The sequence below is a fragment of the Mycolicibacterium anyangense genome (genome assembly GCF_010731855.1).
GTDB lineage: Bacteria > Actinomycetota > Actinomycetes > Mycobacteriales > Mycobacteriaceae > Mycobacterium > Mycobacterium anyangense.
Map to the genome: position 1 here is coordinate 4314753 of NZ_AP022620.1, position 26778 is coordinate 4341530.

Annotated in this window: 28 protein-coding genes and 1 pseudogene; 18 read left to right on the top strand and 11 right to left on the bottom strand. The window is 63.8% G+C overall.

Going from position 1 to position 26778, the window contains the following annotated elements; all coding sequences use genetic code 11:
* Positions 1–73: 73 nt before the first annotated feature.
* Positions 74–931 (top strand): acyl-CoA thioesterase, encoded by an 858-nt coding sequence (locus tag G6N35_RS20470; RefSeq protein ID WP_163805898.1) that lies wholly within the window; start codon positions 74–76, stop codon positions 929–931.
* A 26-nt stretch (positions 932–957) separates the two neighbouring features.
* Here G6N35_RS20470 and G6N35_RS20475 read toward each other — a convergent pair whose 3' ends face one another.
* From G6N35_RS20475 to G6N35_RS20495, 5 genes are all read right to left on the bottom strand, one after another.
* Positions 958–2073: an epoxide hydrolase family protein gene (locus G6N35_RS20475; protein ID WP_163805899.1), complete on the bottom strand. Its 1116-nt coding sequence runs from the start codon at positions 2071–2073 to the stop codon at positions 958–960.
* Between the two features lie 83 nt (positions 2074–2156).
* Complete coding sequence (locus G6N35_RS20480) at positions 2157–2474, bottom strand: acyl-CoA synthetase (RefSeq protein WP_163805900.1); 318 nt, start codon at positions 2472–2474, stop codon at positions 2157–2159.
* Positions 2475–2628: 154 nt separating this feature from the next.
* Positions 2629–2988 carry a hypothetical protein gene (locus G6N35_RS20485; RefSeq protein ID WP_163805901.1) on the bottom strand — a complete coding sequence of 120 codons (360 nt, stop codon included), beginning with the start codon at positions 2986–2988 and terminating at the stop codon, positions 2629–2631.
* 81 nt (positions 2989–3069) lie between these two features.
* Positions 3070–3810 carry a FadR/GntR family transcriptional regulator gene (locus G6N35_RS20490; protein WP_163807817.1) on the bottom strand — a complete coding sequence of 247 codons (741 nt, stop codon included), beginning with the start codon at positions 3808–3810 and terminating at the stop codon, positions 3070–3072.
* 637 nt (positions 3811–4447) lie between these two features.
* Positions 4448–5197 carry an alpha/beta fold hydrolase gene (locus G6N35_RS20495; RefSeq protein WP_163805902.1) on the bottom strand — a complete coding sequence of 250 codons (750 nt, stop codon included), beginning with the start codon at positions 5195–5197 and terminating at the stop codon, positions 4448–4450.
* A 394-nt stretch (positions 5198–5591) separates the two neighbouring features.
* On the opposite strand from G6N35_RS20495, the gene G6N35_RS20500 reads away from it, so the two are divergent.
* The 4 genes and pseudogenes from G6N35_RS20500 (at position 5592) to G6N35_RS20505 (ending at position 7889) form a co-directional block, all read left to right on the top strand.
* The gene (locus G6N35_RS20500) at positions 5592–6296 is read left to right on the top strand and encodes a TetR/AcrR family transcriptional regulator (RefSeq protein WP_163805903.1); all 705 of its coding nucleotides are present in this window, start codon (positions 5592–5594) and stop codon (positions 6294–6296) included.
* Positions 6289–6399 (top strand): annotated as a pseudogene (locus tag G6N35_RS27415) (DNA-binding protein); the annotation flags it as partial. The gene G6N35_RS20500 and the pseudogene G6N35_RS27415, both read left to right, overlap by 8 nt.
* An 84-nt stretch (positions 6400–6483) precedes the next feature.
* Positions 6484–6705, top strand: coding sequence for a Zn-ribbon domain-containing OB-fold protein (locus G6N35_RS27420; protein ID WP_246224663.1), 222 nt, complete (start codon positions 6484–6486; stop codon positions 6703–6705).
* On the top strand, positions 6702–7889 hold the full coding sequence (locus G6N35_RS20505; protein WP_246224425.1) for a thiolase family protein: 1188 nt from the start codon (positions 6702–6704) through the stop codon (positions 7887–7889). The genes G6N35_RS27420 and G6N35_RS20505 overlap by 4 nt, the downstream gene beginning before the upstream one ends.
* A 110-nt stretch (positions 7890–7999) precedes the next feature.
* Here G6N35_RS20505 and G6N35_RS20510 read toward each other — a convergent pair whose 3' ends face one another.
* On the bottom strand, positions 8000–8404 hold the full coding sequence (locus tag G6N35_RS20510) for a hypothetical protein (protein ID WP_163805904.1): 405 nt from the start codon (positions 8402–8404) through the stop codon (positions 8000–8002).
* Between the two features lie 321 nt (positions 8405–8725).
* Here G6N35_RS20510 and G6N35_RS20515 point away from each other — a divergent pair, with 321 nt between their 5' ends.
* Genes G6N35_RS20515 through G6N35_RS20565 form a run of 11 tightly spaced genes read left to right on the top strand, consistent with a single transcriptional unit; the run spans position 8726 to position 19804 of the window.
* Positions 8726–9490: an MlaE family ABC transporter permease gene (locus G6N35_RS20515; protein ID WP_163805905.1), complete on the top strand. Its 765-nt coding sequence runs from the start codon at positions 8726–8728 to the stop codon at positions 9488–9490.
* Positions 9487–10341 carry an ABC transporter permease gene (locus tag G6N35_RS20520; RefSeq protein WP_163805906.1) on the top strand — a complete coding sequence of 285 codons (855 nt, stop codon included), beginning with the start codon at positions 9487–9489 and terminating at the stop codon, positions 10339–10341. The genes G6N35_RS20515 and G6N35_RS20520 overlap by 4 nt, the downstream gene beginning before the upstream one ends.
* A 2-nt stretch (positions 10342–10343) precedes the next feature.
* Positions 10344–11813: an MCE family protein gene (locus tag G6N35_RS20525; protein ID WP_163807818.1), complete on the top strand. Its 1470-nt coding sequence runs from the start codon at positions 10344–10346 to the stop codon at positions 11811–11813.
* Positions 11814–11841: 28 nt separating this feature from the next.
* Positions 11842–12870: an MCE family protein gene (locus G6N35_RS20530; RefSeq protein WP_163805907.1), complete on the top strand. Its 1029-nt coding sequence runs from the start codon at positions 11842–11844 to the stop codon at positions 12868–12870.
* Positions 12867–14222 carry an MCE family protein gene (locus G6N35_RS20535; protein WP_163805908.1) on the top strand — a complete coding sequence of 452 codons (1356 nt, stop codon included), beginning with the start codon at positions 12867–12869 and terminating at the stop codon, positions 14220–14222. The genes G6N35_RS20530 and G6N35_RS20535 overlap by 4 nt, the downstream gene beginning before the upstream one ends.
* The gene (locus G6N35_RS20540; protein WP_163805909.1) at positions 14219–15550 is read left to right on the top strand and encodes an MCE family protein; all 1332 of its coding nucleotides are present in this window, start codon (positions 14219–14221) and stop codon (positions 15548–15550) included. Before G6N35_RS20535 ends, G6N35_RS20540 begins: the two co-directional genes overlap by 4 nt.
* On the top strand, positions 15547–16689 hold the full coding sequence (locus tag G6N35_RS20545) for an MCE family protein (RefSeq protein WP_407664564.1): 1143 nt from the start codon (positions 15547–15549) through the stop codon (positions 16687–16689). Before G6N35_RS20540 ends, G6N35_RS20545 begins: the two co-directional genes overlap by 4 nt.
* Position 16690: 1 nt before the next feature.
* Positions 16691–18139, top strand: a complete 1449-nt coding sequence (locus tag G6N35_RS20550; protein WP_163805910.1) for an MCE family protein — start codon at positions 16691–16693, stop codon at positions 18137–18139.
* Positions 18136–18696, top strand: a complete 561-nt coding sequence (locus tag G6N35_RS20555; RefSeq protein ID WP_163805911.1) for an Rv1363c family protein — start codon at positions 18136–18138, stop codon at positions 18694–18696. Before G6N35_RS20550 ends, G6N35_RS20555 begins: the two co-directional genes overlap by 4 nt.
* Positions 18697–18698: 2 nt before the next feature.
* Positions 18699–19298 carry a hypothetical protein gene (locus tag G6N35_RS20560; RefSeq protein ID WP_246224670.1) on the top strand — a complete coding sequence of 200 codons (600 nt, stop codon included), beginning with the start codon at positions 18699–18701 and terminating at the stop codon, positions 19296–19298.
* 8 nt (positions 19299–19306) lie between these two features.
* Positions 19307–19804, top strand: coding sequence for a CAP domain-containing protein (locus tag G6N35_RS20565; protein ID WP_179967396.1), 498 nt, complete (start codon positions 19307–19309; stop codon positions 19802–19804).
* On the opposite strand, the gene G6N35_RS20570 is transcribed toward G6N35_RS20565, so the two are convergent.
* Positions 19801–20427: a TetR/AcrR family transcriptional regulator gene (locus tag G6N35_RS20570; protein ID WP_163805912.1), complete on the bottom strand. Its 627-nt coding sequence runs from the start codon at positions 20425–20427 to the stop codon at positions 19801–19803. The two genes, G6N35_RS20565 and G6N35_RS20570, sit on opposite strands and share 4 nt — an antisense overlap.
* A 194-nt stretch (positions 20428–20621) precedes the next feature.
* Here G6N35_RS20570 and G6N35_RS20575 point away from each other — a divergent pair, with 194 nt between their 5' ends.
* Together G6N35_RS20575 and G6N35_RS20580 are read left to right on the top strand one after the other, a co-directional pair.
* The gene (locus G6N35_RS20575) at positions 20622–21176 is read left to right on the top strand and encodes a lipoprotein LpqH (protein ID WP_163805913.1); all 555 of its coding nucleotides are present in this window, start codon (positions 20622–20624) and stop codon (positions 21174–21176) included.
* Between the two features lie 103 nt (positions 21177–21279).
* On the top strand, positions 21280–22287 hold the full coding sequence (locus G6N35_RS20580; RefSeq protein ID WP_163805914.1) for a patatin-like phospholipase family protein: 1008 nt from the start codon (positions 21280–21282) through the stop codon (positions 22285–22287).
* Positions 22288–22299: 12 nt separating this feature from the next.
* Here G6N35_RS20580 and G6N35_RS20585 read toward each other — a convergent pair whose 3' ends face one another.
* The 4 genes from G6N35_RS20585 to ctaD are packed head-to-tail and all read right to left on the bottom strand — an operon-like array spanning position 22300 to position 26686.
* Positions 22300–23496 carry an acyl-CoA dehydrogenase family protein gene (locus G6N35_RS20585; RefSeq protein ID WP_179967397.1) on the bottom strand — a complete coding sequence of 399 codons (1197 nt, stop codon included), beginning with the start codon at positions 23494–23496 and terminating at the stop codon, positions 22300–22302.
* Positions 23489–24682, bottom strand: a complete 1194-nt coding sequence (locus G6N35_RS20590) for an acyl-CoA dehydrogenase family protein (protein WP_163805915.1) — start codon at positions 24680–24682, stop codon at positions 23489–23491. Before G6N35_RS20590 ends, G6N35_RS20585 begins: the two co-directional genes overlap by 8 nt.
* A gap of 48 nt (positions 24683–24730) precedes the next feature.
* Positions 24731–24916: a hypothetical protein gene (locus tag G6N35_RS20595; RefSeq protein WP_163805916.1), complete on the bottom strand. Its 186-nt coding sequence runs from the start codon at positions 24914–24916 to the stop codon at positions 24731–24733.
* A gap of 27 nt (positions 24917–24943) precedes the next feature.
* Complete coding sequence (ctaD, locus tag G6N35_RS20600; RefSeq protein WP_163805917.1) at positions 24944–26686, bottom strand: aa3-type cytochrome oxidase subunit I; 1743 nt, start codon at positions 26684–26686, stop codon at positions 24944–24946.
* Between the last annotated feature and the right edge of the window lie 92 nt (positions 26687–26778).

Consider the following 26778-nt stretch of genomic DNA (forward strand, 5'->3'; position numbering starts at 1 on the left):
TGGCACACCCGATCGTGCGCCTGACGAAAACAGCACTGAGCCGGTCGATCCCGGTGTCGCGGGTGAGTCACTGATGGTCGCCTCGGTCGACTCCTTGATCGATCTGCTCAGTGTCCGCGGCGCCGGAATCGACCAGTATCTGGGCTCGACGCCCGACATCGGGATGCCCCGGGTATTCGGCGGGCAGGCGGCAGCTCAGGGTTTGATGGCAGCGGCCAGCACGGTAGCGGAACGGCTTGTCCCATACTCTGTTCAATCGCACTTCTTCTCTGCGGGACTGATCGGACCACCGATCGAGTTTCATGTCGAGCGGCTCCGCGATTCGGGATCGTTCTCCGACCGTCGGGTCATCGCCGAGCAGCAGGGGCGGCGACTCCTCTCTGTGCAGGCTTCGTTCCACGCACCGGAATCGGGCCCGGAACACCAACTGACGGTAGAGGCGGTCGACGGCCCATCACAGGGAGCGGCAGAAATGCGGCCATTCCCCCAGGAATGGCCGGACTTCTATCGCGGCTGGTCTTCGTTGGATATCGACTGGTACCCAGATGTGAAGCCTGGCAGTGCAACTGGAGAAGGTGCGCTGGCTCGGCTATGGGCGCGGACGTCGAAGCCGGTGGAAGGGCCACAAGCACTCCACAGTGCCATCGCGATATGCGTGGCCGACCTGACTCTGTTGTCGAACGCCTTTGTGCCGCACGGCATCAAACCCCATCGCGACATGATGGCGTTCACCCTCGATCATTGCCTCTGGTTTCACCGGCCCTTCCGGGTTGACCAGTGGCTTCGTTTCGATCAGGTGTCGCCCAGCGCCTCGGAAGGCCGGGCCTTCTGCACTGGCCGATTGTTCGACGAGCGCGGCAACTTCGTCGCCTCCGCGACCCAGGTGGGTCTTGTTCGCGGATGGTCGGGTCAGCCGGACCAGCCTCGGTGAACGGGTCGACGTAGACGTAGTAGGTGTCAGCTCTCTTGCAGCGGAGCGAAGAACGATGCCACGTCATCGACGAACAGCTCGGGCTGCTCGAATGCCGCGAAGTGGCCGCCGCGCGGCATGGACGTCCAGTGCGTGATGTTGTAGTTGGGTTCACACCAATGCCGGGGAGTCTGGAACAACTCCTTGGGGAATGACGCAATACCGGTGGGCACCTCCACCCGCGCGACGTCGGCCCCGAAGGTCGAGAAGAAGCTTTCCCAGTAGAGGCGAGCCGAAGAAGCCGCTGACGCGGTGAGCCAGTAGAGCATCACGTTGTCGAGCATCTCGTCGCGGGTCAACACATTCTCCGGGTGACCGGCGCAGTCCGTCCACCTCCAGAACTTCTCGACGATCCAGGCTAGCTGCCCGACCGGCGAGTCCACGAGGGAGTAGCCGAGGGTTTGCGGTCTGGTTGCCTGTTGCGTCGAGTATCCCGCGTCCCAACGTTGGTAGTAGGCGATGCTTTCCAGCGACTGTTGCTCTTCGTCGGTGGGCTGGCCCATGTCCGCGGGTGGGAAGCCGATCGGCAGGTTGAGATGGATGGCCACACAGCCGCCGTTCAAGCGGCCCATGTGTGTGGTGACGCTGGCGCCCCAGTCGCCCCCCTGCGCACCGTAACGGTCATACCCAAGGCGGTTCATCAAGGTATCCCACGCGCCGGCAATCTTCTCGACGCCCCAGCCGGTCTCGCTGGGTTTGCCAGAGAAGCCGAAACCGGGCAGCGACGGGCACACCACGTGGAATCCCAATTCCGTCAGTGGTTCGATCACCTTGTGGAACTCGACGATTGATCCAGGCCAGCCGTGGGTGATCACAATGGGAAAGGCGTCCTCTCGCGAGGAGCGCTGGTGGATGAAATGGATGTCGAGGCCGTCGATCTCGGTGGTGTAGTGATCGAATCTATTCAACGCGGCCTCCCGCGCGCGCCAGTCGTATCCGTCTGCCCAATACTCAGCGAGTTCGCGGGTGTAGGCAAGTGGTATGCCCTGGCTCCAGTCATCGACGCATTCGGCCTCGGGCCAACGGGTTCGGCTCAGGCGCAGCTTCAGATCATCGAGTTCGGCGTCGGGAACCGCAATGCGGAAGGGCTTGACCAGTGGCATGGAGCAGTTCTACCACCCAGCCGTGCAATTAGTAAAATGTATAATTGTCGCCCTATACAAGGGCGCCTGTCTCGAATCAGTGATTACGTCCGGTCGGCGTTGGGCAGATTTCGCTTGGCTTTGCCTGGGTAGCCGAAGAACTTTTCAAAGTTCTCGTCGTTGATGGTGTGGACCGAATTGCGGGTTGTCGCTGCGCGCAGCGCCGCCAGCCGGGCTCGAGCTTTCTGGACCTCGGTTGGTGAGCCGGTCTGCTCCAGGGATGCGATGTGACGCTCGGCTGCGGCGATCTCCAGACGAAGCCGCTCGCCTGCCTCGCCGTAGGTCAAGAGATCGTGGTCGTCTTCGTCGAGCTTCTCGCGGGCCGGGACGGTGGTTGATTCATTGTCGCTTGCCATGGTCATCCTTGTCGGGGAGGGCAATCAGTAATGCCTCATGGTACCGAGTCGACCACGGAACGAAAGGGGCCGTGCACTCTGTGCACCGGTTCATTGGCTGGCGAGAGCTGTTGGCGTTGTTCGTTGTTCGCTGATCTTGATTGTCGCTGTGCGCGGGAAGTCACGCCAACCGGCGCTCGCCGACCGGTGTCCAACCGGTGAGAGAGACGGTGTCCCGGTCCAGCGCCTCACCAAGGGGCATTTGGCCTGCCTGCGACCGGGCAAGGAATTCCTGCATCACCTGGTCGGGCTCTCGGTCAAGTTCGTAAATGACCAGGTACCGGTGCGTCGGGGGTGGTAGCGCGGCGGGCAGCTGCTGGCCTTCGGCAACCTTGACCTCCGAGATCGTGTAGCGTTGCGCCGCAACTACTCCCGGTACCGCAAGAACCTGAGGAACACCCTTGGTGTCGTACCACTCGTTGTAGGCGGCGTCTTCGCCGGCGATCGGATTGCTCAAAACGACAAGCACGTTCTTGGCCACCTGGCAGACGTTATGGCAGTTGACTGTCATCGTCAATGTGCGGTGGTCCGGCCGGTCGAACAGTCGACCTGATCCAGTTTGCTATTCGAGCAGATCGACGACCGTGTCCAGGTCGGAGCTCGAGAGCACGAATTCCTCTGTCTTCCGCAGATGTTTCTCCCAGAGCTGGCCGGCCTTCTCTGCATCCCCGGCTTTGATCAGCTCGAGCGCCATCCGGTGCGTCTTGGCCGATCGGCGGATGGCTTGGTCGGCGCGAGGACCTTCGGTGGGCTGAAGTGAGCGGTTCGCGTTGACGATGATGTGGTGCAACATGTCGCTGATTGTCTGCAGGGTCTTGTTGCCGGATAGCCGTGCGATAGCGACGTGGAAATCGGTCAGCTGGGCCGCGATGTCGCTGCCCGGCTTCAACTGCTCCTCGGCTTCGACGATCTGCTCCAGCTCGGCGATGACTGCTGCATTCCGTTGCTTGGCCAACCGCACGACCATGGGTGTTTCGATTTCGCGGCGCGCGTCGTAGACATCCTTGAGCGTCACTCCTTCGTACTCGAGAATGAGTCCGGCGTAACGAGCGAGCGTCTCGCGTCGCGGACGGGTCACTCGGGCGCCGCCACGCGCACCACGCTGCACGACGATCAGCGATTCCGACTCGAGAACCCGGAATGCCTCGCGTAGCGTCGGTCGTGACACGCCGAATCGCTCCATCAGCTCTGACTCCGGCGGTAGCATCGTCCCCTCGGCGATCTCGCCGCGGATGAACATCCTGCGCAGCACGGTAGCCACGCGATCCGCCATCTTCGGTTCGCGAAGGCTGGTGAGCTCCATATCGACCCTTCCACCGGTCACGATAATCAACTAACTATTTGCAGATTAGCTGAACGGGCCCCCGCGCGGCCGCTTATATTCCACTCAGTGACCAAGGTCATCTTCGAGGCTCCGAGTGGCCTCCACGGACCATTCCACCCCCTGTTGCCGCGACTAGGAGCAGTTGTATTCATCCGCTGGGCAGTCAGCCAACCGGGGACTCGGCCGCGCGTGCTCGCCGAGATGCGCAGGCGACTCCCCAAGGCGTGCTTCGACACTGACGTGGGTAGTTGCCGAGGTGGTCGATGTTCGAGGTGCGGTTGGTAAAAAGGTTCATCCGGGATGTCTTGGGGTTCCGTTGGCCAATCGGAACGTCACCGGACGGGCATTCCACTACACGATTTCGGCTGATTGAAACGCTTGGATCGAGTTCTTCGACGACATAGGGTCGGGATTTGCGGCCGCCGGTAGCCATTGAGTGGGGCGATTCTCCCTTTCGTGGGTCTTTTTGGATTGTCAACGCGTCATGGCGATGTCGACGGCGGTGCGCCGATCGAGACCCAGGAGCGAGGTCGTGTGGCCGCGAGTGCCCATGAGTGACGGAGCCGGGAGACGCGGTGACGGTTGGACCGTCTACTGAGCCGTGCCGACGGTCCGCTCAGCCGACCGGTGTCTCGTATCGGAGGCACCGGTCGAGAAGAATCTGCGCAATGCGATTCGGGTCGCTGATCATCACGTCATGACAGGAGTCGACTTCGACGATGGTGTTCACTCCACCCAGTGCGTCGATGCTGCGCTGCTGGCACGCGGTAGAGAGGGCGCGGTCGCGAGTGGTGAGGACCCAGGTGCGGGAGACGGTCGTCGGAAGGTCGCGACGGTCAACCGGTTCGACGGCCAGCGATACGGTGTCGGGGTAGAGCCGCGCTATGGCGAACTCGCGCTGCTCACGGGTCATCCCATTGCAGAACGCGTAGCGTGCGAGCGCAGTCGGGATGCTCAGCGTTCTGGCCTTTCTCGCGCTGCGGCGAGCGAGCCATCCCAGCGGACCGCTCAGCGTGTCGGTGATCGCTTCACCTTGACGCGGGACGAACGCTGCCACCAGAACCATTTCGCGAACGCGCGAAGCGCCGAGCCGGGCCACCACGCCAGGGACCGTCACCCCCGCCATTGAGTGGCCGGCGATGATGACCTCACTGAAACCTGCATCCTCGATGTCGGCGACAACGGAGTCCACCCAGCCGCTGATGGTGGCGGTGGTCAGGTCACCCGGCTTAGAACTGCGGCCGGGCAGGTCCACTGCCAGGACACGCAGTGCTGGCTCCAGGCGGTGCAGTTCGGCGACCGTGAGATCCCAACAGTCGCCCGCATGCTGGCCGCCGTGGACAAGGACCAGATCTGGTAGCGGCATCTCACATCCTCAGTGGGTCGGTAGCGCGAACCAAGCAATCAGCGTTGAGTCGGTAGCCGGACTCCAAGTGTGTGCGGCTTCGATAGACACAGCCAAACAGTAAACTATATATTTGTTTCTCTGGGCGGTCTTGGCGCGCAGGGACCGCTCGACCTTCCCGGGGAGGTCGAGCAATCAAGTCGGCCAAGGCCAGGTGAGCCCGGGTTTGTGATCCGGCAAAGAGGAGCCCTGGGCCTCCCCAAAAAACATACAACTGCTTAACCAATTGACTGTTATAGTACCGCTGGACACCGGGGGAATGACCACTTGGTTGACAGAAAGGTGGGACCCGGCTTGGGAGACTGTCCGACTGCGTTGACTCCTGGCGATCGACCTTCAGAGTCCACCGGGTCCCTTGTGCGACCCCGCGGTCGAAACTCGGGATGCCGGCCCCACGTGTACGAGCCGACTCCGGCAGGGACTGGCCGAGCCCGGCCATCCCGCCACCATCGCCGAACTGTGGATCGGAGCCATGACTAAAACAGACGAACGACAGGCTCTCATCGAAGCCTCGCAACAAGTGCTCATTCGCAGCGCTCGCTGTGACTTCAAAGTTCGCAACGTGTGCCAGCAGGCTCGGTTGTCGACTTACAGCTTCTACCGCCACTTTCGCGGCAAGGACGAACTGGTGGTCGCTCTCCTCGAACGCGAGATCCACGAGCTGGCGGAACACCTGCAGGCCGAAACCAGTCGTGGCCAGACCGCAGCGGAACAGGTGTGGAATTACGTCACAGCGGAACTCGACCGAGCCGCGCAGTTCCGTTCCGTCGGTGGCTTCCTGGTCGACAAGCTCAATTGGCGGGCGGTGATGAACGACCATCCCGACGTATTCGAGCGGTGCATCGCCGCGCTGTCGGCTCCGTTGGCAGCCGCGCTCGCACAGGGCCGCGACAGTGGCGAACTTCGCTGCGTCGATCCGGTGGCCGACGCTCGCGCGATCGTCTACATGATCCGCGGCAATGTGCTGGACTTGCCCAACGCATCACGGACTGAGGTGACACGCTGTGTCATGCGCTTGATTTCACGTGCCATCGACCTCCCGGTCCGCATCGATGCCTGACCCCTCAGCTCCGCTGCCCGTCCTGGACAGCGACAACACGGCGTTCTGGACTGGTGGCAGCGACGGGCAGCTGCTGATCAATCGGTGCGGCGGATGTTCGCGCTGGCTGCACCCACCGGTACCCGTGTGCAGGTTCTGTTCGTCGACCGATGTCGGCCCGCGTCCATCCTCGGGCCACGGAGAAGTGTTGACGTACACCGTTAATCGGCAGCAGTGGCTGCCGAACCTACCTCCGCCGTACATCATCGCAGTGGTCGGCCTCGACGATGATCCCGAACTCCGGGTCTCGACACGGCTCGTAGAGATCGAGCCCGAAGCGGTTCACATCGGTATGCGCGTCGAAGTCGTCTTCGAGCCTGCCGGTGACGTGTGGCTGCCGCTGTTCCGACCCGAGGGCGCCGCGATATGAGCACTGGATCGGCGGGAGTTGTCATCAGTGGTATCGGCCAGTCCGATGTCGGCCGCAGATTGGGACGTTCTGCCCTGTCTTTGACGGTGCAGGCGGCCTTCGAAGCCCTTGCCGACGCGGGACTCACGGTGGCCGACATCGATGGGTTGTCCACCTGGCCCGGCACCCATTCACCTGCCCCGGGCCTGTCCGGCAGCGGAATATGGGACGTCAAGGATGCCCTCGGCCTGCAGCTCGAATGGTTCAGTGGCGGAGCCGAAACCGCAGGGCAGCTGGGTGCGGTGATCAATGCGGTGGCCGCCGTCCGAGCAGGCCTTGCCCGGCACGTGCTGTGCTTCCGGACGCTGTGGGAGAGCACGGCACAGGCCGCTGGCCGGCAGGGATCTGTGGCCGCCAACGGCCAGGGCCGCGTCGACGAGTCACACCAGTGGTTTCTCCCGTTCGGGGCGGTGTCAGCCTCCAATTGGGCAGCTTTGCTGGCGACCCGGCATTTCCACGAGTACGGGACCACCCGCGAGCAGGTCGCCGGTCTGGCGATGACGCAACGTGCGAATGCCGCCCTCAATCCGAAGGCGATCCTGCGGGAGCCGATGACGATCGACGACTACCTGGGCGCTCGGATGATCAGCGAACCGTTGTGTCTCTTCGATTGTGATATCCCGGTCGATGGATCGACCGCTGTCATCGTTTCGGCTGCCGACGTCGCGCCCGACCTGCGTCGTACACCAGTCCGGATTGACGCCGTCGGATCGGCCCTGCATGGGCGGCCGTTCTGGGACCAATACCAAGACCTGACGTCGATGTCTGCCCATGATGCCGCGCAAAGCCTCTGGCGCAGAACGTCTCTCAAGCCAGCGGACGTCGACATCGCACAGCTCTACGATGGCTTCTCCATCCTCACGCTTATCTGGCTGGAGGCGCTGGGTCTGTGCGACAAGGGCGAGTCAGGCGCATTCGTGGCCGGTGGCGCGAACATTCGACGTGACGGTCCGCTGCCGCTGAACACCAGCGGTGGTCAGCTGTCGGCCGGTCGGCTACACGGCTTCGGTCACCTACACGAGGCATGCCTGCAATTGCAGGGCGCTGCGGGGGAGCGTCAGGTACCCAGTGAACCCGAAGTTGCCGTCGTCGCCGCGGGTGGTGGTTACCTGGGCGGAACGCTACTACTCACTACGTACCGATGATGTTGCCAGTGATTCAGTCAATGTCACAACAGTTTTCGGCAATCAGCCGGCGGTCACAACACTGCGCTGTGAGCGCAGCGCATGCTGCAGTGCGAATCACTGCATCCTGCTCACAGGGTGACGCTCTGGTCGGCAGTGTCACAGACCACGATGACACTGGACGGAGTCCGGTAGCAGCCACGGGCATGAGCTGTGAACGCACCCTTGGAATTCTGGGTCGGGATGATCGCCTGCGGAGAGTCCCAGCCCACCGTCTTCGTGCAACGCCCGTTGCTGGTTGGAGTCGAGATGCAGACCTCAGCGTAGGCGGGGGTGGCCAGGCCGGTGCAGGACGTCCAGGTGAGCGTCGCCGTGACGCCCTCTGCGCCGCCGGGACCCGGCAAAGCCGCGGACTGTGGTGTGGAGACCACAAACGTGCACTGGCCGCCGTCGTCTGGCGCGGCCGTTGCGTACGGGACCGACGAGATGAGCATTGCCACAACGGCGCCACTGATCACGGCAAGACTTCGCATCATTGTTCCTCTCCTCGCAGCAGCAATACCGCCGCGCTCGCGGAGCCGATCACCAGAGCCCGGATCCTCCTCGCACCGGATGCTACCGAGCTGTCGACACCAGCGGCAGCACGATTCCAAAGCTGCCCGCAGAATGGCATTTCCGCTTGCGATTGTCGCTCGATTCTGCTGCGCGCCAATGGTCTCGCCCGAAAACGGTGTTCTGTGAAAAGCCATACCGGCTGTGCCGAACCTGTTCCTATGCTGACGGCTGCCAATCTTGATAGCACTGGAGGACCGCTTTGATTCTCGTCATCGGCGACAGCCAACGGCCGGAGGTGTCCGATGGTGGCAACTAGCGGGCTCGTCAAACCCATTCGCGGAGTGGGCGAGTTCTATGCGATGACGCTCGACACCGTGCTCTTGCTTTTCAAGCCCCCATTTCAGTGGGGGGAGCTGATTCTTCAGTTCTGGTTCGTCACGCGGGTGTCCTTGGTGCCGGCCGTGCTGATGGCGGTTCCGTTCACCGTGTTGTCGGCATTCACCTTCAATGTCCTATTGGTCGACTTCGGTGCCGTCGACTTCGCCGGCGCAGCCACCGGCATCACGCTGGCACAGCTGGGCCCGATCATCACCGTGCTGGTGATCTCTGGAGCCGCCGCCACAGCCATCTGCGCTGACCTCGGAGCCCGCACGATTCGCGAGGAACTCGACGCGATGCGAGTCCTGGGCATCAACCCCATCCATCGGCTGGTAGTACCCAGGGTGCTGGCAACAGGATTGGTGTCGCTGCTGCTCTCCGGAATCGTCTCGGTGGCCACGGTCATCGGGTCGTATTTCTTCTCGATCTTCGTCCAGGGTGCAACCCCCGGTGCGTTCGCCGGCCTGATCGGCGCCCTCACCGACACGACCGACATCGTCGTCATCATGGTGAAGTCGGCATTGTTCGGGGTCACCGCCAGCCTCATCGGGTGTTACAAGGGCATCTCCGTCGGTGGTGGACCTGCGGGCGTCGGTAGTGCGGTGAACGAGACGGTCATCTACTCCTTCATGGCGCTGTTCGTCATCAACCTGTTGGTCACCGCGGTCCAGTTCGGCGGTAGTCGATGATCACCGGGACGCCGAGCCGCCGATTTGGCCGAGCGACAAGAGCTTTCGATGCATTGAACCAACAGTGGAACCAGGTGGGCCGACAAGCGGAGTTCTACGCCACCACGTTGCGGTCGATGGGTGTGGCGGTCACGAGCTACAAGGAGGAGATTGTTCGGCTCATTGCACAGATGAGCATGGGCACAGGGGCTTTGGCTCTCATCGGCGGCACCGTCGTCGTTGTCGGATTCCTTACCATGGCCGCGGGCGCATTGATCGCGGTTCAGGGATACAACCAGCTCTCCGGGATCGGTGTGGAGGCGCTCACGGGTTTCGTGTCGGCCTACATCAATGTGCGAATCGTCGCTCCGGTCAACGCCGGGATCGCACTGGCGGCCACTATCGGAGCGGGCGCGACCGCCCAGATGGGCGCGATGCGCATCTCCGAGGAGATCGATGCCCTTGAGGTGATGGGTATTCGATCGATTGCCTACTTGGCCTCGACCCGGGTCATTGCGGGTCTGCTGGTGGTCGGTCCGCTGTACTGCATCGCGGTACTGATGGCATTCCTGGCCGCAAGGTTCGGTACCACCCTGCTCTATGGGCAGTCCTCCGGCGTATATGACCATTACTTCACGACGTTCCTCATACCCGGCGACGTCCTACGTTCCTTCGCCCAGGTCCTGATCCTGGCAGTGGTCGTGATGTTGATCCACACCTACTACGGGTACAACGCTTCCGGAGGCCCGGCGGGCGTGGGTGAGGCCGTCGGGCGCGCGGTCCGGGCGTCCCTCATCTCGGTGGTGTTCGTGGTGGTCTTGACTGCTATAGCCCTCTACGGCAAGTCCGGCAGCTTCCACCTGGCGTCATGACGATGCAATCCAGACCCGGCGAACGCAGCCTCCGCCCGGCGTGGTGGGCGTTGATCCTCATCGCGCTCATTCTTGGCGCGATGACGCTCTCGGTGTCGATGTATGTCGGCGCGTTCAAATCACGTATCCCGGTCACCGTGACGTCTGACCGCACCGGCCTGGGAATGCAGACCGACAGCAAGGTCATGCTGAACGGTGTCCAGGTGGGAACCGTGGTGGGACTCGGTCGCGGTAATGCTCCGTCCAGCATCAAGCTGGAGATCGATGCCGACCAGGCCAAGTACATCCCGGCTAATGTGGGGGCACAGATCCGCGCCACCACGGCCTTCGGCTCGAAGTACGTCGACCTGATCTACCCCGAGCACCCGAGCGTGCAGCGACTGTCAGCCGGTGCGGTCTTGAAGTCGAAGAACGTGACGACGGAGATCAACACCGTGCTGGAAAGCCTGCGCGGTCTCGTCGACCAGATCGATCCGATGAAGCTCAATGCGGTACTCACCGCGCTCTCGCAGGGTGTTCGCGGGAAGGGCGAACGTATTGGTGAGGCGATCACCGATGCCAACCAGGTGCTGCTCGCGCTCAACCCGCGCAGCGATACGATGCGCCAGGACTGGCAGTCGGTGAAGAGTGTCAGTGACATCTACGCCGGTGCCGCGGACAATCTCGTCTCGGTACTTGACGCGTCCTCGACGATCAGTGCGACGATCGAGAAGCACTCAGATGCATTGGATTCGTTGCTGCTGAACACGATCGGCCTCGCCCAGTCCGGAATCGACGTGCTGGCACCGAATCAGCAGAACTTTGTCGACGCGGTCAACACGCTGGAGCCGACAACGTCTCTGTTGCTCAAGTACAGCCCCGTGCTGACGTGCACCTTGGTGGGTGTGAAGTGGTGGCTGGACCACGGCGGTTACCACGACAACGGCGGTAACGGCTACTCCCAGATCGTCGACTCGACGATCCTTCTCGGGGACGACGCCTACAAGTATCCCGACAACCTGCCGATCACCGGGGCCAAGGGCGGCCCAGGTGGCAAGCCGAGTTGCGGCTCGCTGCCGGATCCCTCCAAGATGTTCCCGGTTCGCGCCCTGGTGACGAATACCGGCTACGGAACCGGTGTCGACATCCGGCCCAATCCCGGTATCGGCGAGAACTGCTGGCGTGACTATCTTCCGGTTACCAGAGCGGTTCCGGAGCCGCCCAGCATCCGGCACTGCCTGCCCGGTCCAGCCCCGGGGCCGGTCAATGGACCTGGACTACCGCCATATGGTGCCCCGCTGTATGGGCCCGGTGGTGTCTCGTTGTGGCCAGGCATCCCCGACGCCGGCACTCCGCCGCCGGTGCCGGTGCCCGGTACCCCGGTGGCGCCGGGCAAGATCCCACCCGACCAGGCGCCGCCGGTGTTCTCAGCGCCACCCCCGCCGGTGACATTGCCGTCCCCGACCTCGATCGCGCCGGTACCGATTCGATGACGGCTGATGACATGAAGGAGCTGATGACGTGACACAGAACGTGGCTGGCGCACTGTGGCGTTCTGTGGTCTTCGCAGTTGTCGGTGCGCTGTGCATCTTCGCTCTGCTGGCAGTGTTCGCGAACCTGCGGTTCGACGAGCGCAATTCCTACACAGCGAAGTTCGCCAACGTCAGCAACTTGGAAGAGGGCAACTTCGTCCGGGTCGCAGGCGTCGAGGTGGGTAAGGTCAACCAGATCAAGATCCAGCCCGACGGCATCGTCGATGTCCAGTTCACCGCGGACAAGAATGTCGTCCTCACGCAGGGAAGCCGGGCTGCAGTCCGCTGGGAGGACCTCGGTGGCCGTCGATATCTCGCGCTGGAAGAGGGCGCCGGCGGGACGAGGGTATTACCCAGCGGCAGCACCATTCCGGTCGCCAACACCGACCCGGCATTGGATCTGGATTCCGTCTCTGGTGGTCTTCGTCCACTGTTCCGGGCACTGGATCCGCAGCAGATCAACCAGCTGACGGGCCAGCTGATCGGAGCCTTCCAAGGGGAGGGCGACACCATCGCGTCGATCATGACGCAGACCGCGTCGCTGACCAATACTCTGGCCGACCGGGGCGAACTCATCGGTCAGGTGATCAGCAACCTCAATACGGTGCTCACCTCCACCGGCGACCAGTCCCAGCAGGTCGACAAAGCGGTCACGTCGCTGTCCCAGCTCGTGCAAGCCCTCGGTGATCGGCGCAGCGACATCAGCAACGGCCTCGCCCACATCAATGCTGCCACGGGAAGCATCGCAGATCTGTTGGGGCAGGCCAAGACTCCGCTCAACGACACCCTCAAGCAGGGTGACCGGGTCGGCACGCTTGCCGTTGCCGATTATGCCTACCTGGACAACATCATCAATCAGATGCCGGAGAACTACCGGCTGCTCGGTCGCCAGGGCCTCTATGGCGACTACTTCAGCTTCTATCTCTGTGATCTCTTGCTGAAGGTCAACGGCAAGGGCGGTGAACCGGTGTACATCAAGGTGGCCAGCCAGTCGACGGGACGGTGCACGCCGAAATGAAGTTCTTCTCCGAGCGCAATCCCATCGTCGTGGGCGCCATCGGCATTGGCTTGACCGTGGCGGCAGTCCTGATCGCCCTGACGTTTCGCCAGATCCCGCTGTTCAATCCCACCCGCGAGTACTCCGCGTACTTCGAACAGGTCGGTGGGCTGTTGCCGAAGGCAGCCGTGCAGGTGTCCGGCTACAAGGTCGGCGAAGTCACCGACGTGGCGTTGGACGGTCCAAAGGTCCTCGTGACGTTCAAGATCGACAGGGATGTCCGCCTCGGCGACCGTAGCGAGGCGGAGATCAAGACGAAAAGTGTTCTGGGAGCCAAGATTCTGCAGGTTCTGCCGCGCGGTGACGGGGTGCTGAGCGGTCCTATCCCGGTCGAGCGAACCACGTCGCCCTATGTGTTGACCGACGCGCTCAGCGACCTCGCCACCACGGTGAAGGGAACCGACACCGAACAGTTGTCACAGTCGCTGTCTGCTCTGGCCGAGACGTTCTCCAAGACTGCGCCGCAGGTTCAGGTTGCCGTGCAGGGTCTTTCGCGGTTCTCCGAGACGCTGAACCGTCGCGACGACGAGCTGCGCAGCCTGCTCGCCAATGCCGAGAAGTCCACCAAGGTGTTGGCGGATCGAACAGACCAGATCGTCTCGCTCGTGCACAGTAGCAATGCTCTCCTCGGTGCACTGCGCAACCAGAGCGACGCGCTGGACGAAGTGTCCGGCAACATCTCCAGGTTGTCGAAGGAGCTGACCGCGTTCGTCGGCGAGAACCGACAGACGTTGGGGCCGGCGCTGCAGAAGCTCAACGGCTTCCTAGGGATCATTGCCAACCGGAAGGAACGTATCCAGCTGTCCCTGCACCGGCTCAACAAGTTCGCCATGTCACTGGGCGAGTCGGTCAGTTCCGGACCGTTCTTCAATGCCTACCTTGCGAATCTGATGCCCGGACAGTTCATCCAGCCGTTCATCGACGCTGCCTTCTCCGATCTGGGGCTGGATCCCAACACGCTGCTGCCCGATCAGGCCAGCGACCCGCAGGTCGGCCAACCGGGCACCCCCCCGCTGCCGCTGCCGTTCCCGCGGACCGGTCAGGGTGGCGACCCGCGCCTCACCGTGCCGGATGCCATCACTGGCAAGCCAGGAGATCAGCCCTGTGGGCCGCCTGGCGTCCCGCTGCCCGGCCCGGGCTGCTATCCGTACCGCGAACCGGTGCCACCCGGGCCTCCGGGAGGTCCACCCCCCGGGCCGCCCAGTCCGCCAACGGGCGCCGGCACTGATCCCGCAGTGCCCTCACCGACACCCGCGCCGGTCCAGGTACCGGCCCCCGGTGAAGCCGGGCAAGGACAGGGGGCGGGCTCATGACGAAGACCCGAGGCCTGAAGATCGCGCTGGCCCTTGCCTTGGTGGCCCTGGTGACCATCGGTGCGGTAGTGACATTCCGTTCGGTCACCGGGGCCGGCAAGACCCGGATCTCCGCCTACTTCGAGAACAGCAAGGGAATCTATCCCGGCGACGATGTCCGCATCCTGGGTGTGAAGGTCGGCGAGATCGAATCGATCGACCCGGAGCCGGATCGAGCGAAGATCAACTTCTGGGTGGACAGCAAGTACAAGCTGCCTGCGGACGTGCAGGCATTGGTGTTGTCCCCATCGGTAATCTCGGCCCGCGCACTGGAACTCAGCCCCGTCTACACCACTGGGCCCACCCTGCAGAACCATGCGGTGATCCCTCAGCAGCGCACCGCGATGCCGGTCGAGTGGGATGATCTGCGCGCGCAGCTGGACCGGCTCAACACCACGTTGCAGCCAACCCAGCCGGGCGGAGTGTCGACCGCTGGTGAGTTCGTGAACTCGGTGGCGGACAACCTTCGCGGCCAGGGCCCGAACATTCGCGACGCGCTGCAGAAGCTGTCGCAATCTGTGTCGATTCTGGGTGACCATTCCTCGGATCTGTTCGGGACGGTGAAGAACCTGTCCGCTCTGGTGTCGGGTCTGCACGACAGCAGCGAACTGCTGCGGGAGCTGAACGAGAACTTCGCTGCTGTCAGCGCAACCCTGTCGAATGATCCCGGTGAGGTCGGCCGTGCGATGGCCGACCTGAACGGTGCGGTCGGGGATGTCACCAGCTTTGTCCGCGACAACCGGGAAACGCTCGGCATCACCACGGACAAACTGACGGCCATCACGACCGCGATCAATGACAGCTCCGGTGATGTCAAGCAGGCGCTGCATGCGTTCCCGTTGATGATCGCCAACTTCGCCAATGTCTACCAACCCAGCGCCGACGCCATTACCGGTGCGTTGGCCGGCGCCAACTTCAGCAATCCGATCAGCTTCCTGTGCGGTGCCATCCAGGCGGCGTCGCGGCTCGGAGCCGAGCAGTCGGCGAAGCTGTGCGTCCAGTACCTGGCGCCCATTGTGAAGAACCGGCAGTACAACTTCCTCGGTCCGATCGGCGAGAACTTCCTGGTGGGCGAGAGTGCCCGTCCCAATGAGGTGACCTACAGCGAGGATTGGCTGCGCCCGGACTACGTGCCGCCCGCAAATCCGACTCCTGCTGGTGCTTCGCCGGTCGGCATCCCGACGGCGAATGCCCCTGTCGGTCCGCCGTTGCCCGCCGAGTCGGTGAACACGAATCCGGATGCCGGTCTGGCGGGTCTGATGATCCCGACTGGAGGTGGTGGGTCGTGACATCCCGTGCATTGCGACGGGCGGTCGGCACCGTGCTGACGGCGTTGACCACGTTGGCTCTCCTGAGCGGCTGCGGTTGGAGGGGGCTCAACTCGCTGCCACTGCCCGGCGTCAAGGGCACCGGCCCGGGCTCGATCACCGTGCGTGCCGAGATGCCCGACCTGACCAGTATTCAGCGCAACTCGCGCGTTCGGGTCGGCGATGTGAACGTCGGCACCATCACCGACATCGAACTCAAGGGCTGGCACGCGCTGGTCACCATGTCCATCGACGGTGACGTGGACCTTCCCGCCAACGCGACCGCGAAACTCGGCCAGAGCAGCCTGTTGGGTTCTACCCACATCGAACTGGCTCCTCCGAAAGATGTTGCGCCTGAAGGCCGATTGCAGAATGGCTCGTTCATTCCGCTAGCCCGGGCCAGCAGCTATCCGACGGTCGAACAGACGCTGGCGTCGGTGTCACTTCTGCTCAACGGTGGCGGGGTCGGCCAGTTGCAGGACATCGTCCAGACGTTCTCGGCCGCGTTTCGTGGCCGCGAGCAGGACACCCGCAGCCTCATCGAACAGTTGGACACGTTCATCGCAAATGTGAACAACCAGACCGACGACATCATCGCTGCCAACGAGAGTCTGAACAGAGTCGTCGGGAAGTTCGCTGCCCAGAAGCCGATCCTGGACAGGGCATTGACCACCATCCCGAATGCGTTGGCAGTGTTGAAGGAACAGCGGGCCAACCTCACCGACGCCTTGGACAAGCTCGGCAAGTTCAGTGCTGTCGCGGCCAATGCGATAAACCTGTCCAAGGAGAATCTGGTCGCCGAACTCCACGAATTGCCGCCAGTGCTCAAGGCTCTCGCCGACGCTGGGCCGGCGATGACTCGCAGTCTGAGCGGGTTGGCGACCTATCCGTTCCCGGTCGAGACGCTGGCCAACTGGTTCCGCGGCGACTACGGAAACCTCACCGCGATCTTCGACCTGACCTTGAGCCGCTTGGACGCCGGACTGCTCACCGGCACCAGGTTCGAGGGTGATCTGACCCAACTGGAGATGCAATGGGGCCGCACCATGGGCGTGTTGCCCAGCCCGTACACGTCGGGGAATCCGCTGGTGGCTCCCTATCACCTCGATCAGGGACCGTGACATGAACCTGAGTAGACGAATCAAGTTGCAGCTGGCGGTGTTCGCCGTGGTCTCCGCGGTCGCCGCGGCGTTCCTCTTCCTGGGCTACGTCAAGTTGCCCGCGATGTTCGGAGTGGGACGCTACAAGGTCACGGTCGAGCTCGCCAGGGCCGCGGGCCTGTACCCGGCTGGCAACGTGCTCTACGCCGGAACCACGGTGGGTCGCGTCGAGTCCGTCGGGTTGACGGACAGCGGCCACGTTGCGGCGGTGCTGTCGTTGGAAGACGGCGCGAAGATCCCGTCCGACCTGGTCGCCGAGGTGCACAGTTTCTCGGCACTCGGGGAGCAATTCCTCTCCTTGGTTCCCCGCAACACCAAGTCGGCGCCGCTGAAGAACGGTGACGTCATCCACATGAAGGACACCACCGTCCCAGTGGACACCGACACGCTGCTCGACGACACCACTCGCAGCCTCAACGCGATTCCGCACGACTCGTTGAAGACCGCCGTCGACGAGTCTTACATCGCATTCGGTGGCCTGGGGCCGGAGCTGTCCCGATTGGTGAACGGCACGACGCAATTGGCTATCGACGCCCGGTCCCATCTCGACGACCTCACGACCTTGATCGATCAGTCGGGCCCGTTGCTGAATTCACAGGTCGACTCCGGCAGCGATATCCAGGCGTGGGCAGCGCACATGGCCGACATCACCGGCGGACTCCGCGACAACGATGCCGCGGTGGCCGGAGTGCTCGACAAGGGCGCGGCCGCCGCTGACGAGGGACGCCAGCTGATCGAGCGTGTCAAACCCACGTTGCCGGTCCTGCTGGCGAATCTGGTCAGTGTCAACAAGGTTCTCGTCACTTACCATGCGGGTGTGGAGCAGCTCTTGGTGCTCATTCCACAGGCGATCGCACAGATCGGCGCTACCGTGGTGCCCAATCTCAACAACCCCCATCCGCTAGCAGGCGGCTTCCTCGACTTCAACTCCAACATCAACGTGCCGCCCCCCTGTGTCACCGGCTACCTGCCGGCCTCCCAGCGCCGCAGTCCGGCGATGACCGATGCCCCAGAGCGGCCCGACGGCGACATCTACTGCCGAATTCCGCAAGACGCCTCGCAGGACGTTCGCGGTCTGCGTAACGCCCCGTGTGAGACCAAGCCTGGTAAACGCGCACCTACGGCCGCCATGTGCGAGAGCGACGAGAACTACGTGCCACTCAACGACGGCAACAACTGGAAGGGCGATCCCAACGCCACGACCACCGGGCAGCCCGTGCCTCAGACACCGCTGGGTACGCCACCCCAGAACGTGCCGCCGGTCCCGCCGCCCGCGCTGGCCGTCGCCCAGTACGACCCCGCCACCGGGGCATACATCGGGCCTGACGGGAAGGTCTATACCCAAGACGGACTGGAAACCCAACAGCACAAGGACAATACGTGGCAGGGGATGCTGGTCCCGCCGCAGTGACGATCCATGAGACCGACGAGCCGGGCACGAAGGACAACGTGGTCCAGCAAACGCGTTGGTGGCACGCGATCGTCGGCTCGCCGGTTCGACTCGGACTCACGGCGGGCCTGATCGCGGTCACCGTGCTCCTCGCGCTCGATGGATGGCTGGCGCACCGAGCCGACCAAGAACATCGGCAGGTACTCGAACGAACTGCCTTCCTGGAAGCCGGACGACAAGCTGCCCTTGATCTCACCAGCGTGGAATACACCCGGGTGGAGGCCGACGTACAACGGATCCTCGCCGCGTCGACCGGCAGTTTCCGGGCAGACTTCGAGCGGCGATCTCCACCGTTCGTCGAGGAAGTGCTGCGGACCAAGTCCACATCAGTTGGCCAGATCGTTGAGGCGGCGGTGGAGTCGGTAGCTGGTGAACAGGCCAAAGTCATTGTCGCAGTGAAGGTAACGACGACACGCGATGGATCATCGGATCAACGTGTGAAGAGCTGGCGCATGAGGGTCTACGTCTCGAGGACGGGTGCAGGGTTCAAAGTCTCCAATGTGGAGATGATCTCGTGACGATGGTGAAGGGCCGCCACCGGCTACCCAGTGGGGCCATCGATAGCGTGGACCCCGCTGGTGTCGAACTCATTTCGGATACCGGCGTCGAAGCGAAGGCCATTCCCGCGCCCGCCATGACCCGTGATCACGCGGCGGTACGCCGTGGATCCGCGTACCTCGCGCTGCCGCTTCTGGCGTTCGCGTTGGCGGTTGTGGTCGGAATACTGAAGTGGCTGGGTCCCGACGACGCTTCGGGGCAGACCGCCGTTGTAGCTGCGGCGGAGGCGACGACCGCCTTGCTGTCGTATCAACCTGCCACGGTGGACCAGGACCTCGACAAGGCTACCGACCGCCTCACCGGTTCGTTCCGAGCCGCCTATGCCGCGTTGACGAAAGACACGGTGATCCCGGATGCGAAGAGAAGGCAGATCACCGCCGTCGCCACCGTGCCCGGAGCGGCGGAGGTATCGGCCGGCCACGGACATGCGGTGGTCCTGGTCTTCGTCAACCAGACCACCATCGTCGGCGACGGCGCTCCGACCAACACCAACTCGAGTGTCCGCGTCACGCTGGACAGGGTCGGCGGCCGCTGGCTCATCTCGGCCTTCGACCCCATCTGAGGAGAACCATGGCTGTCCCAAACCGCCTGCGCCGCATCATCGCAGTCCCTGCGCTACTAGCCGTTGGCCTCGGCGTCACGCCGCAGCCAGCCGCGCAAGCAGACAACACCCGGCTGAACAAGATGGTCTGGGCGGATATCTACAAGCTTCGGCGTGACGTGGGTTGTGTCACCGATCTGAACGTGAGTCCGAAACTGCGGCTTGCTGCCCAATGGCACACCGACGACGTCCTCAACAACCACACACTGGATGGCGACACCGGTTCGGACGGTTCGACGGTTCAGGACCGGGCCCGCAATGCCGGATACACCGGCGTGGTTTCGGAGACCGTCGCTATCAATCCGGCGCTGGCGATCAACAATCTGCAGATCATCAACCAGTGGTACTACCGTCCTGACTACTACACGATCATGACCGACTGCTCGAACGTCGATTTCGGGGTGTGGTCGGAGAACAGTGTCGACCGCAGCGTCGTGGTTGCGGTGTATGGCAAGGGAGAGAACTAGTTCGGCCGAATGCCGATCGCCCGTGTGACGAATCCGAGGGCCATGTCCTCGACCTCCGCACGCGTCGACCGGCTACCCAACGCGGCTTGATCGGCGGTGATACTCCAGAGCATGTAAAAGACAGCGCGCGAATCTCCCAAGGGGTCTTCGGATTCCAGCTCACCGGCGTCGTGGCCGGCCACCATGATCTCGGAAAGGGGTGCGATCAGTTTCTCCGTGCAGTGCTCGATCGCTTCGGGATATTCGTCGATCAGTTCGCGCCACAGCGATGCCAGCAGCGACGAGCGGTCGGCGAAGTCCGGACTGTAGGCGAAGTCGATGGTGGTGGTCAGGTAGGCGCGCACTTTGCCGGTGTGGGTAGGTGCTCCTGCGGTGGCGCGCCGGAGCCGGACCGCCAGCTCCGCGAGCTCCTCATCCAGCACCGCCATCAGCAGATCACTCTTCTTCTCGAAGTGTCGATAGAAGCTTCGGGTCGACAAGCCGGACTGTTTGAGAACGTTCTCCACCTTGAACCCCCACCAGCCATTGCGCTCCATCACCTGTCTGGCCGCAGCAATGAGCCGGTTGCGTTCTCCGCTGGAGTCGTTAGTGGACTCGATGGTGTCCGCATCATCGAATGTCATGTGACCGACTCGCATTCCTTCCAACCCTGGATTGCACCGTAGCACCTGCTCATCGGCCGGAACGGACGCGCACCTAGCGTCCGGCATTCATAGTTGCCGGTAGCCTGACCGGTTGGGGCACAAGCACTTGGAGGAGCACACATGACCGGCGAGGAGAGATACGCGGGCGCTGACGAAGAGTTGGAGCCCTCCGAATGAGCCCGCAGTTCTTCACGGGGGCGGGTATTAGCCACTGTGCCCGGATTGCCGCGATCGGTACCGTCGTGGTGGCATTCGGGTTGACCGGCTGTTCCGGAACGAAATCGGCACATCCATCCTCAAGTTCGTCGATGATCACGACGACGCCCGCCTCTGCGGCACCGGCCCCGCCCGGGCAAAGCAGCGGAACGCCCACCGAAACCCAGGCCGTCGCGGGTGGCGCGAGGCTCACGATCGACGGAAAGTCTGAGGACTTCAAAGGCCAGCTGTCCTGTACGACCTCGGCAGAGACCACCAACATCGTCATCTCGCAGCCCACCGCAACCATCGCCATCGCGATGTCGCAGGACGCCTCCAATGTCCAATCCGTGGGTATCGGCAGGGTGGACGGGGTAAGCCTGAGCTTCCAGGAGCATGCGGCCGGCGTGGAGGCGAAGGCGACCAAGGATGGCAACAACTACGAGATCAAGGGCACGGCAATCGGCTACGACAAGGACAATCCCGACAAGCAGATCACCGAGTCGTTTGAGATTCAGGTGACCTGCCCCTAGCGGGGAGTTGCTGCGGCAGAAGGGCCGCAGGGCGTCTCGCCGTGTTTCGGTGTCGGTCCGGAAGGGGACACTCGGATGCGATCGTTTGGCAGAGGGGATCCTGATGGCCATTTCGCGGACCAAGCCGGTCGACCTCGTCCTAGCTGGCGGCGGCGTCAAGGGCATCGGCCTGGTGGGCGCAGTCGTCAAGCTCATGGAGGCCGGTTACCGCCCGCAGCGGGTGGCCGGATCGTCGGCCGGCTCGATCGTCGGCGCGTTGGTGGCCGCTGCCGCCAAGAACGATCAGATGTCCCCGCAGGAGGTCGCCGATCTGGCGCTGAGCCTGGACTATCGCAAATTCCGCGATCCGGGCCCGGTGCAACGGCTGCCGCTCGTCGGCGCCTCCTGGGCGATCCTGCAGGGCAGCGGGCTGTACCAGGGCAACTACGCGCGCAGCTTCGTTGCCGACCAACTCGCCACCCTCGGGGTGCGGACGTTCGCCGACCTCAGACTCGACGACGACCAGCTGCCTGAGGAGCAGCGCTACCGGTTGGTCGTCACCGCGGCTGACGTGACCACCGGCCAACTGGTCCGGCTGCCCTGGGATTACCAGCGGGTCTACGGACTGGACCCCGACGAGCAGCTGGTGGCCGATGCGGTGCGGGCGTCGATGTCGATCCCGTTCGTGTTCCGTCCGGTCACCCTGACAAGCGCCGTGGGCCGGATGTCCACACTCGTCGACGGCGGGCTGCTGTCCAACTATCCGATCGACTCCCTGGACCGCTGCGACGGAAAGAAGCCGCGCTGGCCTACCTTCGGTGTGACGCTGCTGCCCAACCTTCCAGAGAACAACCACATGGTGATCCCCGCGCTGGCGCCGCTGCAGCTGTTCGGCGGGCCCAGCCTGCTCGAGGACGTCATCACCACCGTGCTGGTCGGGCGCGATCAGGCCTACCTGAACCTCCCTTGGGTCAGCGCGCGGACCGTCCGCGTCGATTCGAGCGGGACCGGGGTCCTCGACTTCGACATCACCCAGCCAGAGATCGACGCCCTCTACCGCCGTGGGTACGAGGCGGCGACGACCTTCCTGTCGACATGGGATGAGAAGACCTACCTCACCCGGTTCCGCTGAGCACCCGTCGAGCTAGGCCGGCAGACCGTTGGCCACCCGCGCGATGTCCGGATCGGCCACGGCGGTGTCGAGTACCAGGTCGGCCACCCGTGACCGATGTTGTTCGGCGGTGCCCAGCAGCGCGGCGTCGGTGGCGGCCCGCTTGAAGTACAAGTGCGCCTGGTGTTCCCAGGTGAACCCGATACCGCCGTGCACCTGAATGGTGTCCGCAGCGATCCGGCTGAACGCCGCCGATGCGGTCGCCTGGGCGATGCTGGTTGCCAAGGCCGGATCGTCAGAGCCGTCACTGAGTGCCCACACCGCGTGATACGAGGTGGACCGGGCGTGCTCGAGGTCGACGAGCATGTCGGCCAGCTTGTGCTTGATCGCCTGGAACGAGCCGATCTGCCTGCCGAACTGCAGACGCGACTTGGCGTACTCGACGGAGAGGTCCAGCAGGTGCTGGGCGGCTCCGACCTGCTCGACGGCCAGCAGTGCGGCGCCGACGTGCAGCGCATGGCCGATCACCCGCTCCGCTTCGTCCGGGCCCGCCACCTGCCGAGCCGGGGCGCCCTCGAAGGTGACGGTGGCCTGCGGACGGGTCAGGTCCATCGTGACCAGAGCGGTGCGAGTTACCCCGGCAGCGGTGGCGTCCACCGCGTAGAGGCCAAGGCCGTCGGAACCGGTTGCAGCGACCAGGATTTCGTCGGCCGAACCGGCGTCGACAACGCGCTCCACCTTGCCCGTGATGGAATCGCCACTGACGGTGACGGTCACCGTCGCCGGATCGAATGCCCCCGCGGAATCGGCAACGGCAAAGGCCGCCGTCGTGGTGCCCTCGACGAGATCGGCCAGAAGGGCGTCGCGCACCTCGCCGGCCGGTGCGGCCACCAAGGCCGGGATGGCCAGGAACACGGTGCCGAAGAACGGCCCGCAGGCCAGGGTGGCACCGAATTCCTCGACCGCGACCGCCTGGTCGACCAGTGTGCCGCCGACGCCGCCGTCGGCCTCGGGCACCGACAGACCCAGCACCCCGAGCTCGGATCCCAAGCGGTGCCACACCGTCGGGTCGAACCGAATGTCGGCTTCCATCAGCCGCCGCACGATCGCCTCGTCGAAATTGTCGGCGCAGAATTTGCGTACCGCGGCGCGCAGTTCGCGTTGCTCGTCAGTGAAGCGGAATTCAGAACTGGCCACGCTGATGGACTGATCCGCAAGCTTCTCAGCCACGGGGCACTTCCTTCCACGGCATGCCGGCGTCGGCACGCAGGTCTCCGGGCAGGCCGAGGACACGCTCGCCGAGAATATTGCGCATCACCTCCGACGTGCCGCCTTCGATGGTGTTGGCGCGGCTGCGCAGGAACCGCTGCTGGATCGGACCCCGCCAGTCGCCTTCCCGGTTGGCGCCGTGCATGGCGTAGCTGTGATACAGAATGCCTTCTGGCCCAAGGAAATCCATGCACCATTGGTAGATCTGCTGGTTGAGTTCGGCCCCCACCATCTTGCCGATCGAGGCTTCCGGCCCCGGTCCGCCAACGGTGGCCGAGGCCCGCGAGCGCTCCGAAGTCAGCCGCTGGGCCTCCGAACGCAACCACAGCTGGGTCAGCTTGTCCCGCGACACGGACGTCTGCAGGTCCGGTCGCGAGGCCCACAACGAGACCGCCTCGGCGATGGTGCCGTCACCGCGACGGCTGCCGCTGCCGCCCAGTGCGCTGCGCTCGTTCATCAGGGTGGTCATCGCCACCCGCCAGCCGTCACCGACGGCACCCAATCGGTGGCTGTCCGGGATGCGCGCGTCGGTGATGTAGACCTCGTTGAACTCGGCCTGACCGGTCAATTGGCGCAGCGGCCGGGTCTCGACGCCGGGAGCCTGCATATCGAGCACGAAGTAGGTCAGGCCCTTGTGCTTGGGCGCGTCGGGATCGGTGCGAGCCAGCAGCAGACCCCACCGTGCGCGGTGAGCCAGGCTGGTCCACACCTTCTGACCGTTGATCACCCACTCGTCACCGTCGGGTACGGCCGAAGTGGCCAGCCCGGCCAGGTCGGAGCCCGCACCCGGCTCGGAGAACAGCTGGCACCAGATGTGCTCGGTAGTGGCCAGCGGGCGCAGCAAGTCCTTCTTGAGCTCATCGCTCTGGGCGTGCTCGCGCACGGTCGGTGCGGCCATGCCGTAACCCATCGGGTTCAGGCCCAGCGGCACCGGACCGCCCGCTCCCTGCAGGATCCGGTCGGCCACCGCCTGCAAACCACGGGACAGGCCAAGGCCACCAAGGCCTTCGGGGAAGTGGATCCAGGACAGACCAGCGTCGTAGCAGGCGCCGAGGAATTCGGGGATCGGGACCTTCTTGGGGTCGTGGTCGGCCACGACCTGCCGGGCCAGGTCCGCGACCCGGTCGGCATCAGCGACGGTGCTCATGTCGACACGATAGGGAACGCCGATCCAGCGCTGGTTGGCAGGTGTCAACTAGTGCAGTTCGTACGACTGGCGGGACAGCCGGAAGAAGTGTCCGCTACTCGAATCGGTGCAGGTGATGCCCGACTCCGCACTGCTCCCCGACGGAGACTGGAACTGGTAGAGGTCGTCAGCGTGCGCCACTCCTGCGGGGGCGACGCCGATCAGGGCGGCCAGCACCCAGCCGACGCGCTTCATGGCCAGGACCCTGGCTGGATGCTGGGCTCAGCGCTGGGCTTCGGTGCGCGGTCCGAAGCCCTCGGGTGATTCCAGCGCGGTGGCATGTCGCCCGATATGCGCCTCGTCGCGCATCCGCTGGGACATGTGCGGGTAGTGCAGCTCGAAAGCGGGCCGCTCCGAACGGATCCGGGGCAGTTCGGTGAAGTTGTGCCGCGGCGGCGGGCAGGAGGTGGCCCACTCCAGCGAGTTGCCGTAACCCCACGGATCGTCGACGGCCACGACTTCGCCGTAGCGCCAACTCTTGAACACGTTCCAGGTGAACGGCAGGACCGAGATGCCCAGGATGAAGGCGCCGATGGTGGAGATGATGTTGGCCGTGGTGAATCCGTCGGAGGGCAGGTAGTCGGCATAACGCCGTGGCATCCCTTCGTTGCCGAGCCAATGCTGGATCAGGAACGTGGTGTGGAAGCCGATGAAGGTCAGCCAGAAGTGCAGCTTGCCGAGCCGCTCGTCGAGCAGGCGGCCGGTCATCTTCGGGAACCAGAAGTAGATGCCGGCGTAGGTGGCGAACACGATGGTGCCGAACAGCACGTAGTGGAAGTGCGCCACCACGAAGTAGCTATCGCTGACGTGGAAGTCCAGCGGCGGACTGGCCAGCAGCACCCCGGTGAGCCCGCCGGCCAGGAACGTCACGATGAAGCCGAGGGAGAACAGCATCGGCGTCTCGAATGTCAGCCGGCCCTTCCACATCGTGCCGATCCAGTTGAAGAACTTGATCCCCGTCGGCACCGCGATCAGATAGGTCATGAACGAGAAGAACGGCAGCAGAACGGCTCCCGTGACGAACATGTGATGCGCCCACACCGCCACCGAGAGGGCAGCGATACCCATGGTGGCGTAGATCAGCGTGGTGTAGCCGAAGATCGGCTTGCGGGAGAACACCGGAAAGATCTCGGTCACAATGCCGAAGAACGGCAGCGCGATGATGTACACCTCGGGGTGGCCGAAGAACCAGAACAGGTGCTGCCAGAGGATGGCTCCGCCGTTGGCCGGGTCGTAGACGTGCGCGCCCAGATGGCGGTCGGCGGCCAGGGCGAACAGCGCCGCGGTCAGCAGCGGGAACACCATGATCACCAGGATCGACGTGACGAAGATGTTCCAGGTGAAGATCGGCATCCGGAACATCGTCATGCCGGGGCAGCGCATGCACACCACGGTGGTGATCATGTTGACCGCGCCCAGGATGGTGCCCAGACCGCCGACACCCAAGCCGAGGATCCACAGGTCCCCACCGGCACCCGGTGAGTGCATAGCATCCGACAACGGGGTGTAGGCGGTCCAGCCGAAGTCGGCCGCACCGCCGGGGGTGATGAAACCGGACAGCGCGATCAGCGCACCGAAGACGAATAGCCAGAACGACAATGCATTCAGTCGGGGAAACGCGACATCGGGTGCACCGATCTGCAGCGGCAGCACCAGGTTGGCGAAGCCGAACACGATCGGGGTGGCATAGAAGAGCAGCATCGCCGTGCCGTGCATGGTGAACAGCTGGTTGTACTGCTCGTTGGACAGGAACTGCAGACCAGGCAGCGCGAGTTCGGAGCGGATGAACAAGGCCATCAAGCCGCCGGCATAGAAGAAGAGGAAGCAGGCGACGCAGTACATGATGCCGATCAGCTTGTGATCGGTGGTGGTCAGCAGCTTGTAGACGAGGTGTCCGTGGCCGGCCAGACGAGCCGGGAACGGGCGATGCGCGGAGAGTTCTCGCGGTGGGGCTTCGGCCGTCATAGCGCTGCGGTACCCGCTGACTGCGGCTTCTAACGCGCCGTTCGGCCGATCGTTGCCGCCGACAGTAACCCTACGGCGCAGATGGGGTTCCC

Coding starts and splice junctions, on each gene's coding strand:
- G6N35_RS20470 (WP_163805898.1), top strand. CDS start 74: ATGGTCGCCTCGGTCGACTCCTTGATCGATCTGCTCAGTGTCCGCGGC.
- G6N35_RS20475 (WP_163805899.1), bottom strand. CDS start 2,073: ATGCCACTGGTCAAGCCCTTCCGCATTGCGGTTCCCGACGCCGAACTC.
- G6N35_RS20480 (WP_163805900.1), bottom strand. CDS start 2,474: ATGACCATGGCAAGCGACAATGAATCAACCACCGTCCCGGCCCGCGAG.
- G6N35_RS20490 (WP_163807817.1), bottom strand. CDS start 3,810: ATGGAGCTCACCAGCCTTCGCGAACCGAAGATGGCGGATCGCGTGGCT.
- G6N35_RS20495 (WP_163805902.1), bottom strand. CDS start 5,197: ATGCCGCTACCAGATCTGGTCCTTGTCCACGGCGGCCAGCATGCGGGC.
- G6N35_RS20505 (WP_246224425.1), top strand. CDS start 6,702: ATGAGCACTGGATCGGCGGGAGTTGTCATCAGTGGTATCGGCCAGTCC.
- G6N35_RS20510 (WP_163805904.1), bottom strand. CDS start 8,404: ATGATGCGAAGTCTTGCCGTGATCAGTGGCGCCGTTGTGGCAATGCTC.
- G6N35_RS20515 (WP_163805905.1), top strand. CDS start 8,726: ATGGTGGCAACTAGCGGGCTCGTCAAACCCATTCGCGGAGTGGGCGAG.
- G6N35_RS20520 (WP_163805906.1), top strand. CDS start 9,487: ATGATCACCGGGACGCCGAGCCGCCGATTTGGCCGAGCGACAAGAGCT.
- G6N35_RS20525 (WP_163807818.1), top strand. CDS start 10,344: ATGCAATCCAGACCCGGCGAACGCAGCCTCCGCCCGGCGTGGTGGGCG.
- G6N35_RS20535 (WP_163805908.1), top strand. CDS start 12,867: ATGAAGTTCTTCTCCGAGCGCAATCCCATCGTCGTGGGCGCCATCGGC.
- G6N35_RS20540 (WP_163805909.1), top strand. CDS start 14,219: ATGACGAAGACCCGAGGCCTGAAGATCGCGCTGGCCCTTGCCTTGGTG.
- G6N35_RS20550 (WP_163805910.1), top strand. CDS start 16,691: ATGAACCTGAGTAGACGAATCAAGTTGCAGCTGGCGGTGTTCGCCGTG.
- G6N35_RS20560 (WP_246224670.1), top strand. CDS start 18,699: ATGGTGAAGGGCCGCCACCGGCTACCCAGTGGGGCCATCGATAGCGTG.
- G6N35_RS20565 (WP_179967396.1), top strand. CDS start 19,307: ATGGCTGTCCCAAACCGCCTGCGCCGCATCATCGCAGTCCCTGCGCTA.
- G6N35_RS20570 (WP_163805912.1), bottom strand. CDS start 20,427: ATGACATTCGATGATGCGGACACCATCGAGTCCACTAACGACTCCAGC.
- G6N35_RS20575 (WP_163805913.1), top strand. CDS start 20,622: ATGAGCCCGCAGTTCTTCACGGGGGCGGGTATTAGCCACTGTGCCCGG.
- G6N35_RS20580 (WP_163805914.1), top strand. CDS start 21,280: ATGGCCATTTCGCGGACCAAGCCGGTCGACCTCGTCCTAGCTGGCGGC.
- G6N35_RS20590 (WP_163805915.1), bottom strand. CDS start 24,682: ATGAGCACCGTCGCTGATGCCGACCGGGTCGCGGACCTGGCCCGGCAG.
- G6N35_RS20595 (WP_163805916.1), bottom strand. CDS start 24,916: ATGAAGCGCGTCGGCTGGGTGCTGGCCGCCCTGATCGGCGTCGCCCCC.
- ctaD (WP_163805917.1), bottom strand. CDS start 26,686: ATGACGGCCGAAGCCCCACCGCGAGAACTCTCCGCGCATCGCCCGTTC.